Annotated in this window: 13 protein-coding genes; 2 read left to right on the forward strand and 11 right to left on the reverse strand. The window is 72.2% G+C overall.

Annotated features, from left to right (window positions below; genetic code table 11):
• Positions 1-24: 24 nt before the first annotated feature.
• From ACZ4XJ_RS09195 to ACZ4XJ_RS09215, 5 genes are all read right to left on the reverse strand, one after another.
• Positions 25-1,308 (reverse strand): glutamate-5-semialdehyde dehydrogenase, encoded by a 1,284-nt coding sequence (locus ACZ4XJ_RS09195; RefSeq protein WP_362876787.1) that lies wholly within the window; start codon positions 1,306-1,308, stop codon positions 25-27.
• A 206-nt stretch (positions 1,309-1,514) separates the two neighbouring features.
• Positions 1,515-1,970 carry a hypothetical protein gene (locus ACZ4XJ_RS09200; protein ID WP_383999711.1) on the reverse strand — a complete coding sequence of 152 codons (456 nt, stop codon included), beginning with the start codon at positions 1,968-1,970 and terminating at the stop codon, positions 1,515-1,517.
• Positions 1,971-2,054: 84 nt separating this feature from the next.
• A complete protein-coding gene (proB, locus tag ACZ4XJ_RS09205; RefSeq protein WP_383999708.1) occupies positions 2,055-3,182 on the reverse strand; it encodes a glutamate 5-kinase in 1,128 nt (375 codons plus the stop codon).
• A gap of 93 nt (positions 3,183-3,275) precedes the next feature.
• Positions 3,276-3,704 (reverse strand): GtrA family protein, encoded by a 429-nt coding sequence (locus tag ACZ4XJ_RS09210; protein ID WP_362876789.1) that lies wholly within the window; start codon positions 3,702-3,704, stop codon positions 3,276-3,278.
• Positions 3,701-4,678 (reverse strand): glycosyltransferase family 2 protein, encoded by a 978-nt coding sequence (locus ACZ4XJ_RS09215; RefSeq protein ID WP_468495754.1) that lies wholly within the window; start codon positions 4,676-4,678, stop codon positions 3,701-3,703. Before ACZ4XJ_RS09215 ends, ACZ4XJ_RS09210 begins: the two co-directional genes overlap by 4 nt.
• Before the next feature lie 158 nt (positions 4,679-4,836).
• On the opposite strand from ACZ4XJ_RS09215, the gene ACZ4XJ_RS09220 reads away from it, so the two are divergent.
• Both ACZ4XJ_RS09220 and ACZ4XJ_RS09225 read left to right on the forward strand, forming a co-directional pair.
• On the forward strand, positions 4,837-7,707 hold the full coding sequence (locus tag ACZ4XJ_RS09220) for a bifunctional glycosyltransferase/CDP-glycerol:glycerophosphate glycerophosphotransferase (protein ID WP_468495755.1): 2,871 nt from the start codon (positions 4,837-4,839) through the stop codon (positions 7,705-7,707).
• The gene (locus ACZ4XJ_RS09225) at positions 7,704-8,885 is read left to right on the forward strand and encodes a glycosyltransferase (RefSeq protein ID WP_468495756.1); all 1,182 of its coding nucleotides are present in this window, start codon (positions 7,704-7,706) and stop codon (positions 8,883-8,885) included. Before ACZ4XJ_RS09220 ends, ACZ4XJ_RS09225 begins: the two co-directional genes overlap by 4 nt.
• Before the next feature lie 72 nt (positions 8,886-8,957).
• On the opposite strand, the gene galE is transcribed toward ACZ4XJ_RS09225, so the two are convergent.
• The 6 genes from galE to ACZ4XJ_RS09255 all read right to left on the reverse strand — a co-directional run.
• Complete coding sequence (gene galE, locus ACZ4XJ_RS09230; protein WP_468495757.1) at positions 8,958-9,974, reverse strand: UDP-glucose 4-epimerase GalE; 1,017 nt, start codon at positions 9,972-9,974, stop codon at positions 8,958-8,960.
• Positions 9,975-9,990: 16 nt separating this feature from the next.
• Entirely contained in the window at positions 9,991-11,616 is a 1,626-nt protein-coding gene (locus tag ACZ4XJ_RS09235; RefSeq protein ID WP_468495758.1) for a glycosyltransferase family 2 protein, read from the reverse strand.
• 57 nt (positions 11,617-11,673) lie between these two features.
• Positions 11,674-13,119: a GTPase ObgE gene (obgE, locus tag ACZ4XJ_RS09240; RefSeq protein ID WP_362876794.1), complete on the reverse strand. Its 1,446-nt coding sequence runs from the start codon at positions 13,117-13,119 to the stop codon at positions 11,674-11,676.
• Between the two features lie 168 nt (positions 13,120-13,287).
• Entirely contained in the window at positions 13,288-13,542 is a 255-nt protein-coding gene (gene rpmA / locus ACZ4XJ_RS09245; protein WP_362876795.1) for a 50S ribosomal protein L27, read from the reverse strand.
• Positions 13,543-13,555: 13 nt separating this feature from the next.
• The gene (gene rplU / locus ACZ4XJ_RS09250; RefSeq protein ID WP_030159347.1) at positions 13,556-13,876 is read right to left on the reverse strand and encodes a 50S ribosomal protein L21; all 321 of its coding nucleotides are present in this window, start codon (positions 13,874-13,876) and stop codon (positions 13,556-13,558) included.
• Positions 13,877-14,155: 279 nt separating this feature from the next.
• A partial coding sequence (locus ACZ4XJ_RS09255) for an Rne/Rng family ribonuclease (protein WP_468495759.1) occupies positions 14,156-17,964 on the reverse strand: 3,809 nt, incomplete at its 5' end.

Genomic DNA, 17,964 nt, shown 5'->3' on the forward strand with positions numbered 1-17,964 from the left:
GGCCACAGCGTGTTCGTGGGGCGGTTACCGGATGTGACCGTCGCCGGTGACGATGTACTTGGTGGAGGTGAGCTCGGGAAGGCCCATCGGGCCCCGGGCGTGCAGCTTCTGGGTGGAGATGCCGATCTCGGCGCCGAAGCCGAACTGGCCACCGTCCGTGAAGCGGGTGGAGGCGTTGACGGCGACGGTGGTGGAGTCGACCAGCTGGGTGAACCGGCGGGCGGCGGCCTGGGAGGTGGTGACGATCGCCTCGGTGTGGCCGGAGGTCCAGCGCCGGATGTGGGTGACGGCGTCGTCGAGGGAGTCCACGACGGCGGCGGCGATGTCGTAGGACAGGTACTCGGCGGCCCAGTCCTCGTCGGTGGCGGGCAGCGCGGTGGCCTTGGTGCCCTCGGCGGCGGCCAGGACCCGCTCGTCGCCGTGGACGGTGACGCCGGCGTCGGCGAGGGCGTCGAGGGCGAGCGGGAGGAACGCGTCGGCGATGTCGCGGTGCACGAGGAGGGTCTCGGCGGAGTTGCAGACGGAGGGCCGCTGCGCCTTGGAGTTGACGAGGATGTCCACCGCCATGCCGAGGTCCGTCTGGGCGTCGACGTAGACGTGGCAGTTGCCGGTACCGGTCTCGATGACCGGGACGATCGACTCCTCGACGACGGTCTTGATGAGGGAGGCGCCACCGCGCGGGATGAGGACGTCGACGAGGCCGCGGGCGCGCATCAGTTCGCGGACGGAGTCGCGGGACTCGCCGGGGACGAGCTGGATCGCGTCGGCGGGCAGGCCGACGCTCTCGACGGCGTCGCGCAGGATGGCGACGAGGGCCGTGTTGGAGGCGTAGGCGGACGAACTGCCGCGCAGGAGAACGGCGTTGCCGGACTTCAGGCAGAGGGCAGCGGCGTCGACGGTGACGTTGGGGCGGGCCTCGTAGATGATGCCGACGACGCCGAGCGGTACCCGGATCTGGCGGAGGTCGATGCCGTTGGGGAGGGTCGAGCCGCGGACGACCTCGCCGACGGGGTCGGGGAGGGCGGCGACGTCGCGCACGTCGGAGGCGATGGCCCCGATCCGCTCCGGGGTGAGGGTGAGGCGGTCGATGACCGTCTCGCTCGTACCGGCCTCGCGCGCCTTGGCCGTGTCCACGGCGTTGGCGGTGACGATCTCCGCCGTACGGGCCTCCAGGGCGTCCGCGATGGCCAGCAGGGCCGTGTCCTTGGCGGACCGCGGGAGTGGCGCGAGGGTGGCGGCCGCCGTACGGGACCGCTGCGCGGTGGCGAGGACAGGGGTGGTGGCGGGGGCGTCGTCGAGCGAGGTCATGCGGTCAGGGTAGTCCCCGGTCCGGCCGGGTCCGAAGGGGTTCCATACCCCGAGACGGGGGCGGGACGCTGCGCGGGGCTGCTCCCCCGGCTCCCGTCGGTCGGGGGCCGGGCTCCGCCCCGGACCCCGCGCCTCGAACGCCGGCGGGGCCGGATGGGCCGGGCTCCGACGTCGGACGACGGGGACTTCGGGCGCCCCGTCCCCGCCTAGTACGGGTGGACGCCCACCGGGTGGGCCGGGGGTGGGCCGTAGCCCTCCGCCACGCGTTGGTGGTAGGTCGCGCGGTCGATGACCTCCAGGCCGACGATCTCCCAGGGCGGCAGTTGTGCCGAGGAGCGGTGTTCGCCCCATAGGCGCAGGGCGACGGCCGCCGCGTCGTGGAGGTCGCGGGCCTCCTCCCAGTAGCGGATCTCCGCGTGGTCGTCGGCGTACCGGCTGGTCAGCAGGAAGGGGTGGTCGTGGGCGAGTTGTTCCAGCCCGCGCCGGACCTCCGACAGGGGTGCGGGCTTTCCGGAGACGCTCAGGGTGATGTGCCACAGGCGGGACTCGTCCCGGTCCCCGTGGCCGTCGTCCCCGTGGCCGTGGTCCCCGTCCCCGTTTCCGTGCCCGTTCCCCCGGCCGTGGCCGTCCCCGGTGCCGACGCTGGTCAGCGCTCGTCTCACCAGCCGCCTCCTGTCTGCGCTACGCCTGTCCGCCCCTCACAGTTGACCAGTCCCCGGCCCCCCGCGCGGCGGTTTTGCCGAACCTCAGCCCTGGAGCAGCACCAGATCGTCACGGTGTACGACCTCCCGCTCGTACGCCGGTCCGAGCTCCCTGGCGAGCTCGCGGGTGGAGCGGCCGAGGAGCTGCGGGAGCTCCTTGGCGTCGAAGTTGACGAGGCCCCGCGCGACGGCGCGGCCGTCCGCGGAACGCAGCTCCACGGGGTCCCCCGCGACGAAGTCCCCCTCGACGGCGGCGATCCCGGCGGGCAGCAGGGAGCTGCCGCGTTCGGTGACGGCGCGGACGGCGCCGTCGTCCAGGACGAGGTGGCCCTGCGGGGTCGAGGCGTGCTGGAGCCACAGGAGCCGGTCGGCGGAGCGACGGCCGGTGGCGTGGAAGTGCGTACCGGTCGGGCGGCCGGAGAGCGCGTCGGCGGCCTGGCTGGCGGAGGTGAGGACGACGGGGATGCCCGCCGCGGCGGCGATCCGGGCGGCTTCCACCTTGGTGACCATGCCGCCGGTGCCGACGCCCGCCTTGCCGGCGCTGCCGATGCTGACGTGGGCGATGTCCTGGGGGCCGCGCACCTCGTCGATGCGGGTGGTGCCGGGCTGCGAGGGGTCGCCGTCGTAGAGGCCGTCGACGTCGGACAGCAGGACGAGGAGGTCGGCGCGGACCAGGTGGGCGACGAGGGCGGCGAGCCGGTCGTTGTCGCCGAAGCGGATCTCGTCGGTGGCGACGGTGTCGTTCTCGTTGACGACGGGCAGCGCGCCCATGGCCAGGAGTTGGTCGAGGGTCCGGTAGGCGTTGCGGTAGTGCGCGCGCCGGCTGGTGTCGTCGGTGGTGAGCAGGACCTGGCCGACGCGGATTCCGTAGCGGGCGAAGGAGGCGGTGTACCGGGCGACGAGCAGGCCCTGGCCGACGCTGGCGGCGGCCTGCTGGCGGGCGAGGTCCTTGGGCCGGCGGCGCAGCCCGAGCGGGGAGAGTCCGGCGGCGATGGCTCCGGAGGAGACCAGGACGATCTCCTTCTCCCCGCCGCCGCGCGCCTTGGCCAGTACGTCGACCAGGGCGTCCACCCGGTCGGCGTCGAGTCCGCCTTCGGCCGTGGTCAAGGACGAGGAACCGACCTTGACCACGATCCTGCGGGCGTCCAGCACGCCTTGCCTTGCCGCTGACACGTCTGTCCCCTTGCCCCTTGCCGGACGGCCGGACGGTTGGTCCGGCCGACCCGCCCAATCTACGGGGTGGCCGTGAGCGCGCGCTCGGCGGTTTCAGACCGTGGACGAGGACGGCGGCCGCGGTGCGGGTTCCGCTTCGCGGGGGGCGCCGGGTACCAGGATCCTGCGGGACAGCAGGAAGGTGAAGGGGATGGCGACGACGGCCGCGACGAGCGGCGCGATCCGGGTGTCCATGCCGGCCCAGCTGACCAGGGCGTAGAGGCCGACGGACTGGATGACGTAGTTGGTGACGTTGGTCAGCGGGAAGAAGAGGAACTTCTTCCAGGTGGGCCGGGTGCGGTAGGTGAAGTAGGTGTTCATGAAGAACGACCCGATCATCGACAGCAGGAAGGCCAGGGTGTAGGCGGCGAAGTACGGCATCCACGGGTGCAGGAGCAGGTAGCACCCGAAGAAGCTGCAGGTGTTGACGCCGCCGACGAGGCCGAACCGGAAGATCTGGCCGAGCTGTTCCTTCTTCGTCATCCTCGGCTGCGCTCCGCGATCACGGCTTCGGAGATCTCGGGCATGCGCTCGGCTCCGTGGGCCTCCTTGACCAGGAAGTGAGGCCGGCGCTTGGTCTCGTAGTAGATGCGGCCGATGTACTCGCCGATCAGGCCCAGCATGATCATTTGCATGCCGCCGATGCCGGCGATCATCGCGACGAGGGTGACGTAGCCCGGGGAGTCGATGCCGTTGGTGATCGCCATGACGGTGATCCACAGGGCGTACAGGCCGGTCAGCCCGACGAGCGACACGCCGAGCCAGATCCCGATCCGCAGCGGACGGTTGTTGAACGAGATCAGCCCGTCCATGCCGTAGTTCAGCAGGCTGCCGAACTTCCACTTCGTCTCGCCGGCCCCGCGCTGGGCGTTGCGGTAGTCGAAGTGGACGGTGTCGAAGCCGATCCAGGAGAAGAGGCCCTTGGAGAAGCGGTTGTACTCGGGGAGCGCCAGGAGGGCGTCCACCGCCGGCCGGGACAGCATGCGGAAGTCTCCGACGCCGTCGGCCAGCTCGACGTCGACCCAGCGGTTGACGCCCCGGTAGTAGAGGCGGCTCAGGGCCGAGCGGAGCTTCTTGTCGCCCTCGCGGGTGCGGCGGGCGATGATCTGGTCGTGGCCCTGCCGGTAGTGCTCCAGCATGGTGGCGATCAGCTCGGGCGGGTGCTGGAGGTCGGCGTCCATGATGACGACGGCGTCGCCGGTGGCCTCGCGCAGACCGGCGAGCATGCCGGCCTCCTTGCCGAAGTTGCGGCTGAAGGAGACGTACCGGGTCCGGTCGGGGCACTGGGAGGCGATCTTGCGGAGCTTCTCCAGAGTTCCGTCACGACTGCCGTCGTCGACGTAGCAGACCTCGTACTCGACGGGCAGGGCGTCGAGCACCCGCCTGATCTCAGCGTCGAAGCTGTCGATCACTGCTTCTTCGTTGTAACAAGGGACGACTACCGACAGCTTGGTCATGAGTACTTCCTGGTGGGTCCGAACGGGTGATTGTCGGCGACCGGACCCGCCACTCACCTCTTCCTCAGAAGTATGCACGCCGGTGGCCGGCCTGCCGGAGTCGCGTGCGGTACACGGTAGCTTTGACGGGATAAGCGGAATGGAACGAAGGGATCGAGGTGCACGTGCCTGACGTCTCCGTGGTCGTCATCGTCTACAACGACGCAGAGCGTCTGCCGACAGCCGTCCAGTCGGTTTTGGACCAGACCCTGCGCGGGGTCGAAGTCGTGATCGTGGACGACTGCAGCAAGGACGGGTCCTACGCGGTCGCCAAGGAGCTGGAAGCGGCGCATCCGGGGCGGGTGCGCGCCTTCCGGCTGCCCGAGAACAGCGGCGGCTGCGGCGCGCCGCGCAATCACGGCATCAAGCAGGCCACGGGCACGTACGTCATGTTCCTGGACAGTGACGACGTACTGGAGCGCAACGCCTGCCGGAACATGCTGGCGGCCGCCGAGCGCACCGGCTCCGACCTGGTGTCGGGCATGTGCGTGCGCGTGCACCTGGACAACCGGTGGAACAAGACCACCGAGTGGTACCCGTGGATCTACTCGCGCACCCGGACGCTGGAGTCGATCACCGAGTACCCGGACCTGCTGGTCTACGACACCCTCTCCACGAACAAGTGCTACCGGCGCGCGTTCCTGCTGGAGCAGGGCCTGGAGTTCCCGGTCGGCATCCACTACGAGGACCTGCTGTTCTCCGCGCAGGCCTACGTGGCCGCCCGCCGCATCACGCTGATCCCGAACCACGTCTACTTCTGGAACGTGGTCGAGAAGGCGGCGGCGAAGTCGATCAGCAACCGACGCCACGAGATCGCGAACTTCGTCCACCGGATGGAGATCCACCGCCGCGTCGACGACCTGCTCGCCGCCAACGGCCACACCGCGATCAAGTCGGCGAAGGACGCCAAGTTCCTCAAGCACGACCTGGTGCTGCACCTGCGTGACCTGCCGCTCCTCGGTCACGACTACCGGCAGCAGTTCGCCCGGCTGGCGAACGGTTACCTCGCGGACCTCGACCCGGCCGCGTACGAGAACGTCACCCACCTCCAGGCCATCTGCGCCTACCTGCTCGGCAAGGAGGACTGGGACAACCTGCTCGCCGCGGCCGACGCGATGACCAACAAGGGCCGGCTGTCCTCCCCCCTCGCGGAGCGCGACGGCCGCGTCTACTGGTGCGGGGGCCATCTCGACGACGCCGAGGGCCGCCGGATACTGGACGTCACCGGCCAGGGCTTCCACACCGCCCCGCTCGCCTCCCTGGCCCTCGGCAACCGTCTGACCTCCTACGCGGACGACGGGCGCGGCACCGTCACCCTGGCCGGCTCCGTCGTGAACCCGCTGGGCCGCATCTCCGCCGACAGCGACTTGAAGGCGACGCTCGAATTCCGGGCCCGCCGGCAGATCGGGGTCCGCTCGTTCAGCTTCCCGGTCACCCACGTGCGCCACGCCGGTGACTCGATCGAGTGGTCCACGACGGCCGACGTCGGCGCCACCGTCCGCCCGCTCGGCATCATCGACGCCGTCTGGGACGTCCGGCTCAAGTTGACGGCGGGCGCCGACCGGATGACGACCCGCGTGTCCGTCGGCGCCGTCGACCTCGACTCGGCGGCCCGGCTGCGCGTGCGCCCGCGCCTGACCCGGCTCGTCTCCGACCGCTTCGAGCCGGAGATGACGAAGAAGGGCAACCTCTCGTACGTGCTGACCGCCGAGGGCGCCGCGGCCGTCCGCACCCGGACGCTGATCAACAGCGCGATGCACGGCAGGGCCGCCGGGGTGGTCAAGCGCGGCCTGCGCCGCGCGCTGCGGGCCCGCCGCAACATCGGCTCGGGCGAGCAGAAGGTGAAGGTCTACCACGAGGTCTTCTCGAAGCTGCCCGTCAAGAAGGGCACGGTCGTCTTCGAGAGCCACATGGGCAAGCAGTACAGCGACAGCCCCAAGGCCATCTACGAGGAGCTGGTCCGCAGCGGCGCGCCGTTCGAGGCGATCTGGTCGTACGCGGGCGGCAAGCCCACCGGCTTCCCCAAGGACGCCACCCTCGTGCGGCGCTGGAGCTGGCCGTACCTGCGGGCGCTCGCGCAGGCCGAGTTCTGGGTCGACAACCAGGGCTTCCCGTTGGCCCTGACCAAGCGCCCCGGAACCACGTACATCCAGACCTGGCACGGGTCCGCGCTCAAGCGGATGGGCTTCCACGAGCCCCGTACCAAGGCGCAGGGCAAGGCCGGGCAGGACCGTTTCCAGGCGGCCGTCGACCGCTTCGACCACTTCCTGATCCGCTCCGAGCACGACACCCGCACCCTCGCGAAGGGGTTCCGCCTGCGCGACGAGGTCCTGTTGCGCACCGGCTACCCGCGCAACGACGCCCTGGTCGAGGCGCACCGCGCCGAGGCGGACAGCGGGGAGCGGCTGCGCGGTCCGCTCGCCGCGGAGCTGGGCATCGACCCGGACAAGAAGGTGCTGCTGTACGCGCCGACGTTCCGGGCGAACGCGGACGGCACGGTGGAGAACTTCACGTTCCCCTTCGACGTGGAGGAGTTCGCCGACCGGCTCGGCGACCGCTTCACCCTGCTGGTGCGCACGCACTACCTCAACAGCGTGTCGCTGCCGCCGTCGGTCGCGGGCCGGGTCCTGGACGTGTCCCGGCACCACGACGTCACCCCGCTGCTGGCCCTGGCCGACGGGCTGATCACCGACTACTCGTCCGTGATGTTCGACTACGCGGTGCTGGACCGGCCGATGCTGTTCTTCGCGTACGACTACGAGGCGTACGCGACGGACATCCGCGGCACGTACTTCGACCTGAAGGAGAAGGCGCCCGGCCCGGTCGTGTCCACGGCCGACGAGCTGATGCAGGCCGTCGCGGCCTTCGACGAGGCGGACGCCAAGTACGCCGAGGCCCGTCAGCGTTTCCTCACCGAGTTCGGCGAGTACGACCGCGGCGACGCCGCCCGCCAGATCGTCGAGAAGTTCTTCACCAGGAGCGGCAAGTGAGCCTCCAGCCCCACGGGTCCGCGGCGCCGGGCGGCCGCGACGTCTTCCTCGTCTCCAACAGCGTGGACGAACTCGGCGGGGTCACCACCTGGTCGCACCAGATGGCCCGGCTGCTGACCGACCGCGGGCACCGGGTGCACGTCGTCGGCATCGCTCCCGTCGCCGAGGAGATCCGGCAGAAGCTGCCGGCCGACCTGCCGTACGCGACGACGACGCTCTACGACACCCACCCGCCGAAGGCCCGCCGGCTGCGCGGCATCAAGGGCCGGCTGAACGCCCCCGAGCGTCGCCGGCAGGCGGCCCGGCGGGCCGGGATGCGCGACCGGGCGGAGACGCTGAGCGGTCTGTTCCGCGCGGCCCGGCCCGGCGCCGTGGTCATCGTCACCCAGGTCTGGGCGATGGAGTGGGTGGCCCTCGCGGACACCAAGGGGCTGTCGGTCATCGGGATGAGCCACGAGTCCTTCGAGGCCAGCCAGAAGTCCACCCGGGGCGAGCGGGTCCGTCGGCACTACCGCGAGGTCGACCGGCTGCTGGTGCTGACCCCGGAGGACGCGGACCTGTGGATCCGGGCCGGCATGGAGAACGTCGACAGCATGCCGAACCCGCTGCCGTTCATGCCGGACTCCCCCGCCCCGCGCACCGCGAAGGTCGTCGCGAGCGTCGGCCGCCTCGCCTTCGAGAAGGGCGTGGACCTGCTCCTCGACGCGTGGGCGGACGCCGCCCCGCACCACCCCGACTGGACCCTGCGGATCTACGGCGCCGGCGTCGAGGAGAAGTCCCTGCGGGCGCACTGCGCCTCGCTGGGGCTCGACGACTGCGTGGAGTGGATGGGCAGCACCGACGACGTACTGGGCTCCCTGCGCGAGGCCTCGGTCTTCGCCCAGGCCTCCCGCGCCGAGGGCTTCCCGATCACCCTGCTGGAGGCGATGGCGGCGGGCCTGCCGGTGGCCGCCTTCGACTGCGCGCCGGGCGTACGGGCCATCGTGGAGCACGGCGAGGACGGGCTGCTGGCCCGCCTTGGCAACACCATGGAACTCGCCGGGCACCTGGACGCCCTGATGTCGGACTCGGCCCTGCGCGACCGGCTCGGCGACGCGGGCTTCCGTCACGTGCGGCGCTTCTCCAGTGCCGAGATCACCGACCGCTGGGAAACCCTGTTCGCGTTCCTGGACCGCTGAGCCCCCGCAGTACCGACGAAGCCGCCCGCCCCGGACCGTTCCGGGGCGGGCGGCTTCGTCGGCGCGATGGCGTCAGACCGCGTGGACGTCCTTGTGCGGGTCCCGGCGGGCGCCCGCCTTGTTGGCCTCCCAGCCGGCCCACGCCGAGGTGATCATCTCGCGTACGTCGTGCCGGGCCTTCCAACCCAGCTCGGCGGCGATCCGGTCGGCCGAGGCGACGACCTTCGCCGGGTCACCGGGGCGGCGCGGGGTGACGACCGGGGCGTGGGTGTGCCCGGTGCCCTCGTTCAGCAGCTCGACCATCTCCTTGACGGAGACGCCCTCGCCCCGCCCGATGTTGACGGTGAGGTCCTTGTGGTCGCCGGCCGCACCCCATTCGGCGAGCCGGCGCGCGGCGACCACGTGGGCGTCGGCGAGGTCCTCGACGTGGATGTAGTCGCGGATGCAGGTGCCGTCCGGGGTCGGATAGTCGTCGCCGAAGATGCGGGCGCCCTCGCCGGCGTCGTAGCGCTCGAAGACCATCGGGACCAGGTTGAAGACGCCGGTGTCCGCCAGCTCGGGGGTGGCCGCGCCCGCCACGTTGAAGTAGCGCAGGCAGGCGGTGGAGATGCCGTGCGCCTTGCCGGCGGCGCGCACCAGCCACTCGCCGGCCAGCTTGGTCTCGCCGTACGGGCTCAGCGGCCGGCAGGGGGTCTCCTCGGTGACCGAATCCACGTCGGGCATCCCGTACACGGAGGCGGAGGAGGAGAACAGGAAGTTGCGGATGCCGGCGGCGGCCACGGCCTGGAGCAGCACCGTCAGGCCCTGCACGTTCTCGTGGTAGTAGTACATCGGCTTCTCGACGGACTCGCCGACCTGCTTCTTGCCCGCCAGGTGCACGACGCCCGTGATGTGGTGGCGGCGGATCGTCTCGTCGAGCACCAGCCGGTCCAGGACCGAGCCGACCACCAGCGGGACGCCCTCCGGGACCCGGTCCTCGTTGCCCGTGGAGAGGTCGTCGAGCACCACGACCTCCTCCCCGGCGAGCAGCATCGCGCGAACGACGTGCGCGCCGATGTAACCGGCGCCACCGGTGATCAGAAATGTCATGCGTATCTCCCGAGCTCTAGCGTGACCGGCGCGTGCGGGCGCGGTCGAGGCGGTTGCGTACGAAGGTCAGGGCGCCCCCGGCTCCGGGGGCCAGGCGCAGCGCCAGTGCTCCCGCCGCCGTCCGGTAGGGCTGCGCCAGCAGAACACCGTACCGGCTGCTGGGCAGTGCCCGACGGCGGAGCAGGGCGCCGAGGGGGCGCAGGGAGGTGATCAGGGAGCTCCCGTCGGCGCAGTGCACGCCCGCCCGGACGTCCCAGGCCTGCATGCCGCGCAGGCCGCGGCGGCGGCCGAGGGCGGCGAGCGCGGCGGGCCGCAGCGGGACGACGGCCGTCCAGCCGTCGCCGTCGGGGCTCAGCTCCACCGGACGGGCCGGTACGGGATCCCCGCCGGTGCGGGCGTGGAAGGTCAGCGCGACGGTCAGCGGCCCGGCCTGCGCGAGGCGGCCGTACAGGTCGTGGAGGCGCAGGCGGACGGCGCCGCCCGCGGCGGGCTCGGCGTCGATGGTGACGGGCAGTTCGGCGACGGGAAGCTCGGCGAGCCCGTCGAGCGGAACGGGCAGTTCCGCGCTCCACACCGGCAGCCCGGCCGGGTCGCCGGCGTACGGGGGCGGCAGCCGGGCCGGCTCGGCGGCGAGACGGGTCAGCCGCTCCACGTCGGCGGGCGGGGCCGGGGCGGCCAGCAGCACGCGGGCGGTCCACCGGGCGCGGGCGGGGGCGGCGTCGACGTCGGCCTCGGCGAAGGCCGCCAGGTAGCTCCGGGTGAGGTCCCACCAAGCGGCGCGGTAGCCGGAGTCCTGGCCCAGCTCGCGCAGGTACATGCGCAGGTCGTAGTCCAGGAACTTGACCTGGCAGGCCCGGCCGAGGTCCGCGGAGGCCTCGGCGAGGGTGGCGGAGGCGGCCCGGTGGGCCTCGACGCGCGAGCGCCAGTTGCTGACGTCGGCGCGGTCGAGGGAGATCGACTTCCGAGCGGCGCTGCGGCGCACGTGCCACACGTAGACGAGGTCGCCGATGACGGCGATGCGGGGGGCGGCGGCCAGGACGCGGGCGGTGAAGAGGAAGTCCTCGTAGACGAAGCGGCCGTCCGGGAAGCGGATGCCGTGCTCCTCCAGGAAGGCGCGCTCGTACAGCTTGTTGACGCAGAGCGTGTCGCGGACCAGTTCGGGCCGGTCGGCGGGCCGTTCGATGACCTCGCCCGGCGTGTGCAGCCCGGGCATCCACGGCACGTCGCGCCCTTCGGGCAGCTCGCGGCGCACGCACGCGCCGACGGTGACGGGGGCCCGGTGCTCCTCGGCGGCCGCCAGCAGCGCCGCGGCGGCGCCGGGCGGCAGGACGTCATCGCTGTCCAGGAACAGGACGTACGGGGCGCTCGCGGCGGCGATCCCGTCGTTGCGCGGGGTGCCGCAGCCGCCGCTGTTGTCGGTGCGGTGGACGACCTTCAGCCGGGGGTGGAGGGCCGCCAACTCGTCCAGGACCCGGCCGGTCCCGTCCGAGGAGGCGTCGTCGACCGCGATGACCTCGGCGACCACCGGGCCCTGGGCGAGGGCCGAGGAAACGGCCTCGCCCACGAGCCCGGCGTCGTTGTACGCGATCACCACCACGGAGACGGCGGGGGCGGCGTCGGTGCCGGAATTGCTGCTGTTCACCCGCAGGATCCTAGGCGAACGGTGTAAAGCCGGCTTCAAGTCCCCGGAACCGCCGGATCAGAACGGGCGGAACTCGTCGTACTCCTGCTGGGAGGAGTCGCCGCGCTTGGCTTCCTTGTCCTTGCGGCGCGTGGTGGCCGGGCGCGGTGCCTCCAGGCGGTGGTCCTCGCCGCGGCGGCCCAGCATCTCGGCGCCGGCCATCATGGTCGGCTCCCAGTCGAAGACGACCGAGTTCTCGTCGGAGCCGATGGCGACGCCGTCACCGGCGCGGGCGCCGGCCTTCTTCAGCGCTTCCTCGACACCGAGGCGGTTGAGCCGGTCCGCGAGGTAGCCGACGGCCTCGTCGTTGTTGAAGTCGGTCTGACGGACCCAGCGTTCGGGCTTCTCGCCGCGCACCTGGTAGACGTCCTCGACCTCGTCGTAGGTGACGGTGAAGCCGGAGTCGTCGACGGCCTTCGGACGGATGACGATGCGGGTCGCCTCCTCCTTCGGCTTGCGGGCGCGGGCCTTGGCGACGACCTCCGCGAGGAAGTACGACAGCTCCTTCAGGCCCGTGCGGGCGACCGCGGAGACCTCGAAGACCTTGTAACCGCGGGCCTCCAGGTCGGGGCGCACCATCTCGGCGAGGTCCTGGCCGTCGGGGATGTCGACCTTGTTGAGGACGACGAGGCGGGGCCGCTTCTCCAGGCCGCCGCCGTACAGCCGCAGCTCCTCCTCGATGACGTCGAGGTCGGCGAGCGGGTCGCGGTCCGACTCCAGGGTGGCGGTGTCGAGCACGTGCACCAGCACCGAGCAGCGCTCGACGTGGCGCAGGAACTCCAGGCCGAGGCCCTTGCCCTGGCTGGCGCCCGGGATCAGGCCCGGGACGTCGGCGATGGTGTAGACGGTCGAGCCGGCGGTGACGACGCCCAGGTTCGGGACGAGGGTGGTGAAGGGGTAGTCCGCGATCTTCGGCTTGGCGGCGGAGAGCACCGAGATCAGCGAGGACTTGCCCGCGCTCGGGAAACCGACCAGCGCGACGTCGGCGACGGTCTTGAGCTCCAGGACGATGTCACCGGTGGTGCCGGGGACGCCGAGGAGCGCGAAGCCGGGCGCCTTGCGGCGGGCCGAGGAGAGCGCGGCGTTGCCGAGGCCGCCGCGACCGCCCTCACCGGCGACGTAGGTGGTGCCCTGGCCGACGAGGTCGGCGAGGACGTTGCCCTCCTTGTCGAGGACGACGGTGCCGTCCGGCACGGGCAGGATCAGGTCCTGGCCGTCCTTGCCGGAGCGGTTGTCGCCGGCGCCGGGCTGACCGTTGGTCGCCTTGCGGTGGGGGCTGTGGTGGTAGTCCAGCAGGGTGGTGACCGCCTGCTCCACCACGAGGATGACGTCGCCGCCACGGCCGCCGTTGCCGCCGTCGGGGCCGCCCAGCGGCTTGAACTTCTCCCGGTGAACGGAGGCGCAGCCGTGGCCCCCGTTACCCGCGGCGACGTGCAGCTCGACGCGGTCCACGAAGGTGGTCATGGTTGTTCCTCCAGATACATGCGGGAATGTCCCGGGTAGGCCTTGCTACCCATTAAACGTGTCGATATGACAACGCGCCGAGGGCGGACCTCTCTTCCCGGCATGCGCCGGGAAGAGTTGAGATCCGCCCTCGGGGAGTTCAGTACGCCTTGATCAGCAGGAGCTGAATCAGGCGGCCGGAACGATGTTGACGACCTTGCGACCGCGGTGGGTGCCGAACTCGACGGCACCGGGAAGCAGCGCGAACAGCGTGTCGTCGCCGCCACGGCCCACACCCGAACCCGGGTGGAAGTGGGTGCCGCGCTGGCGGACGAGGATCTCACCAGCGGAAACGACCTGACCGCCGAAGCGCTTCACGCCGAGCCGCTGAGCATTGGAATCGCGCCCGTTCCGGGTGGACGATGCGCCCTTCTTGTGTGCCATGTCTCAGTCCCTCTTACTTCGCAGCCGTGGGGATACCGGTGACCTTGATCGCCGTGTACTGCTGGCGGTGACCCTGGCGACGGCGGTAGCCGGTCTTGTTCTTGTAGCGCAGGATGTCGATCTTGGCGCCCTTGTGGTGGTCCACGATCTCGGCCTGAACCTTGATCCCGGCCAGCACCCACGGGTCGCTGGTCACGGCGTCGCCGTCGACAACGAGCAGGGTCGAGAGCTCGACCGTGTCGCCAACCTTGGCAGTGGAAATCTTGTCAACCTCAACGATGTCGCCGACAGCAACCTTGTGCTGGCGACCACCGCTGCGCACGATGGCGTACACGCGGATCTCTCTCTCACTCGGGACGGATGCTCCTGAAGCCAGCCACTCACGCGGGCCGGGGCCCACGGTGATCCGGATTGGACGAGCGGCCTCTCCCGTGACCCGTCCGCTCGCGCGGACGATGTGGGAGGAAGGTGCTCAGGAGCGCGACGCACGTTGAACGGTAATCGTTCAAGACACGCCGACGGTCTAGGTTACGGGGCTGGTTCCGGAGGGTCAAACCGGCCCCCGCACGGCCGTGGGCCCCGCCTACCGGCGGGGCCAACGGCGTGGAGCGGATCAGGCTTCGTCGGTCGGAGCCGAGACGGACGGGAGCGTCTGCTCCGCCGCCGCGGTCTTCTTCGTCGCCCGCTTCGCCACGGTCTTCTTGGCCGTCGTCTTCTTCGCGACGGTCTTCTTCGCGGCCGCCGCCTTCTTGGCCGGGGCCTTCTTCGCGGCCGTGGTCGTCGCCTTCTTGGCCGGCGCCTTACGGGCCTTCTTGACCGGAGCCTGCTCGACCTCGACGTCGACCTCGGCCTCGGCGGCCGGGACTTCGGCAGCGGTCACCGGCTCGGCGACGTCGCCCGCGGCGCTCTCGACCACCACGACGGCCGCCTCCGCCGCACCCGCGGGTGCGGTGGCCTTGCGGACGGCGCGACGCCGCGGCCGGGCCGGTGCGGCCTCGACGGCCGGTGCGGCCTCGACGACGGCCGGGGCGACGGGCTCCGGCTCGACGGCCACCGGGGCCTCGACGGCGGCAGGCGCCTCCGGGGCAGCGGCCTCGCCGGCCGGGGCGCCCGCCGGAGCGGTCGCCTTACGGGTGGCGCGACGACGGGTCCGGCCCTTGGGCGCGGCCTCCTCGACGGGAACCTCCGGGGCCTGCGGCGTCTCGACGGCGACCGCCTCGACGACCGCGACGGCCTCGGGGGCCGGCTCCAGCACCGTGTCGGCGGGCTCGGCGACCGGCTCGTCCTCGACCACCGGGGTCACCGGGCTCGCGGCGGGCCGCACCGCACCGCGCGGGGCACCCGCCGGAGCGGTCGCCTTGCGGGTGGCGCGACGGCGGTTGCGACGGCCACTGACACCGGCCGCGGCCTCCGCCTCGGCGGCGCTGCCGTACAGCTCCTCGTCGGCGACGAACTCCGGCTCGGGCAGGGCCCGCGGCGCGGCGGCCTCGGCGGCCACCTCGGCCTCGGTCTCCGACTCGATCTCCGCGTCCGCCTCGAACCCGTCGGTACCGAGGGCCTCGACCGTCTCGTGGTCGTGGTCGTGCTCCGTGCCACGGCCGCCACGGCGCTTGGCACGCTTGCCGTTGCCACCGCCGCCGACCACGGTCGGGATCTCCATGTGCACGATGACACCGCGCCCGTTGCAGTGGACGCAGGTCTCGGAGAAGGACTCCAGCAGACCCTGGCCCACCCGCTTGCGGGTCATCTGGACCAGGCCCAGCGAGGTGACCTCGGCCACCTGGTGCTTGGTGCGGTCGCGGCCCAGGCACTCCAGCATCCGTCGCAGGACCAGGTCCCGGTTCGACTCCAGGACCATGTCGATGAAGTCGATGACGACGATGCCGCCCAGGTCGCGCAGCCGCAGCTGGCGCACGATCTCCTCGGCCGCCTCCAGGTTGTTCCTGGTGACGGTCTCTTCGAGGTTGCCGCCCTGACCGGTGAACTTGCCGGTGTTGACGTCGATGACGATCATCGCTTCGGTCTTGTCGATCACCAGGGAGCCGCCCGAGGGCAGCCACACCTTGCGGTCGAGCGCCTTGGCGAGCTGCTCGTCGATCCGGTACGTCGCGAAGACGTCGACCTCGGAGGTCCAGCGCGACAGCCGGTCGGCAAGGTCCGGGGCCACGTGGTTCACGTAGCCGTGGATGGTCTCCCAGGCGGTGTCACCGCTGACGATGACCTTCGAGAAGTCCTCGTTGAAGATGTCGCGGACGACCCGGACGGTCATGTCCGGCTCGCCGTACAGCAGGCTCGGCGAAGAGGTCGAGATCTGCTTCGACTTCTTCTGGATGTCCTCCCACTGGCCCTGCAGGCGCTCGACGTCGCGGCGCAGCTCGTCCTCGCTCGCGCCCTCGGCGGCGGTGCGCACGATGACGCCCGCGTCCTCGGGGACGATCTTCTTGAGGATGGTCTTCAGACGCGCGCGCTCGGTGTCGGGCAGCTTGCGGCTGATGCCGGTCATCGAGCCCTCGGGCACGTAGACCAGGTAGCGGCCGGGCAGCGAGACCTGGCTGGTCAGGCGGGCACCCTTGTGGCCGATCGGGTCCTTGGTGACCTGCACCAGGACCGACTGGCCGGACTTGAGGGCGGACTCGATGCGGCGCGGCCCGTTGGCCATGCCGAGCGCCTCGAAGTTGACCTCACCGGCGTACAGGACCGCGTTGCGGCCCTTTCCGATGTCGATGAAGGCGGCCTCCATGGACGGCAGCACGTTCTGGACCTTGCCCAGGTAGACGTTGCCGACGTAGGAGGTGGCCTCCTCCTTGTTGACGTAGTGCTCGACGAGGACGTTGTCCTCCAGCACGCCGATCTGGGTGCGCTCGCCGGCCTGGCGGACGACCATGACGCGCTCGACGGCCTCGCGGCGGGCCAGGAACTCGGCCTCCGTGATGATCGGGACGCGGCGGCGGCCCTGCTCGCGGCCTTCGCGGCGGCGCTGCTTCTTGGCCTCCAGGCGGGTCGAGCCCTTGATGGACTGGACCTCGTCGGAGGAGGTGGAGCCGGAGGTGGACTCGCCGCGCTCGCGCGCCGGACGCGGCTCGCGGACCTTGACGACGGTGCGTACGCCGTCGTCCTCGGCGGTCTCGGCCTCGGCGGCGGATTCACCGCTGCGACGGCGCCTGCGACGGCGGCGACGGCTGGACGAGGAACCGAGCTCGGCGTCGTCCGCGTCGTCGGCGTCCTCCTCCTCGGGCTCCTCGGCGGTGCCGGTCTCCTCGTCGGCGGACTCGTCGAGGTCGGCGGACTCACCGCGACGGCGACGACGGCCACCGCGACGGCGACGGCGCGAGGGGCGTTCGCCCGACTCGTCGGCCTCGTCCTCGTCGAGGTCGGCCGCCTCGGCGTCCTGCTCCTCGTCCAGCAGCTCGACGTCGGCCAGCGACACGGGGGCGCCGGTCGCGGGGGCGGCGGGCGCCGGTGCGGCGACGGGCTCGGCGGCGGCGCCACGACGGCGGCGCCGGCGACCGGCGGGCTGCTCCACGGGGGCCGGGGCCAGGACCTCGACCTCGGTCTCGTCCTCTTCCTCCTCGACCTCCTCCGCGGGGGACGCGGCGGCGGCCGCGGCCGCCATGGCGGCGGTCTCCGGGGTCTGGAACATCGGCTCGGCGAAGACCGGGGCCTGGAAGACGGCCACGGCGGGACGCGCGGCGCGGCGGGCGGCGCGGTTCTGGGCCGGGGCGGCGGCCGCGTCGGACTCGGGCTGCGCGGGGGCGGCCGGCGAGCCGGCGCGGGTGGCGCGGCGGCGACCGCCGCGCTTGGGGGAGTCGACGGCGTCGGCGACGGTCACGGCGCGGGCGGCGGCCCGCGGGGCCTCCTGCACGACGGCCGGGGTCTCGACGGCGCTCTCGGCGGCGGGCGCCTCGACGACGGCCGGGGCGGCGACGGCGCGGGTGGCACGACGACGGCCACGCGGCGGAGCGGCGGCCGGGACCTCGTCCTCGGCCGCGGCAGCGGCGACGGGCGCCGGCGCGGCTTCCACGACGGGCTCGGCGACGGGCGCCTCGGGGGCGGTCACCGCGCGGGTGGCACGACGACGGGCACGCGGGGCGGAAACCGGAGCCGCCACGGGCTCCTCGACCGCAGGCGCGGCCACGGGCTCGGCGACCGGAGCGGCCTCCACCACGGGCTCGGCGACCGCCTCGACGGCGGCCGGAGCGGCGACGGCGCGGGTGGCACGACGACGGGCACGCGGCGCCGGAGCGGCGGCGGGCTCCTCGACCACGGGCGCGGGGACGGCCTCCACGACGGGCTCGGCGACGGGCGCCTCCGGAGCGGTCCCCGCCCGGGTGGCACGACGACGGGCACGCGGGGCGGAAACCGGAGCCGCCACGGGCTCCTCGACCGCAGGCGCGGCCACGGGCTCGGCGACCGGAGCGGCCT

It is taken from the genome of Streptomyces sp. NPDC029836, from assembly GCF_055574495.1.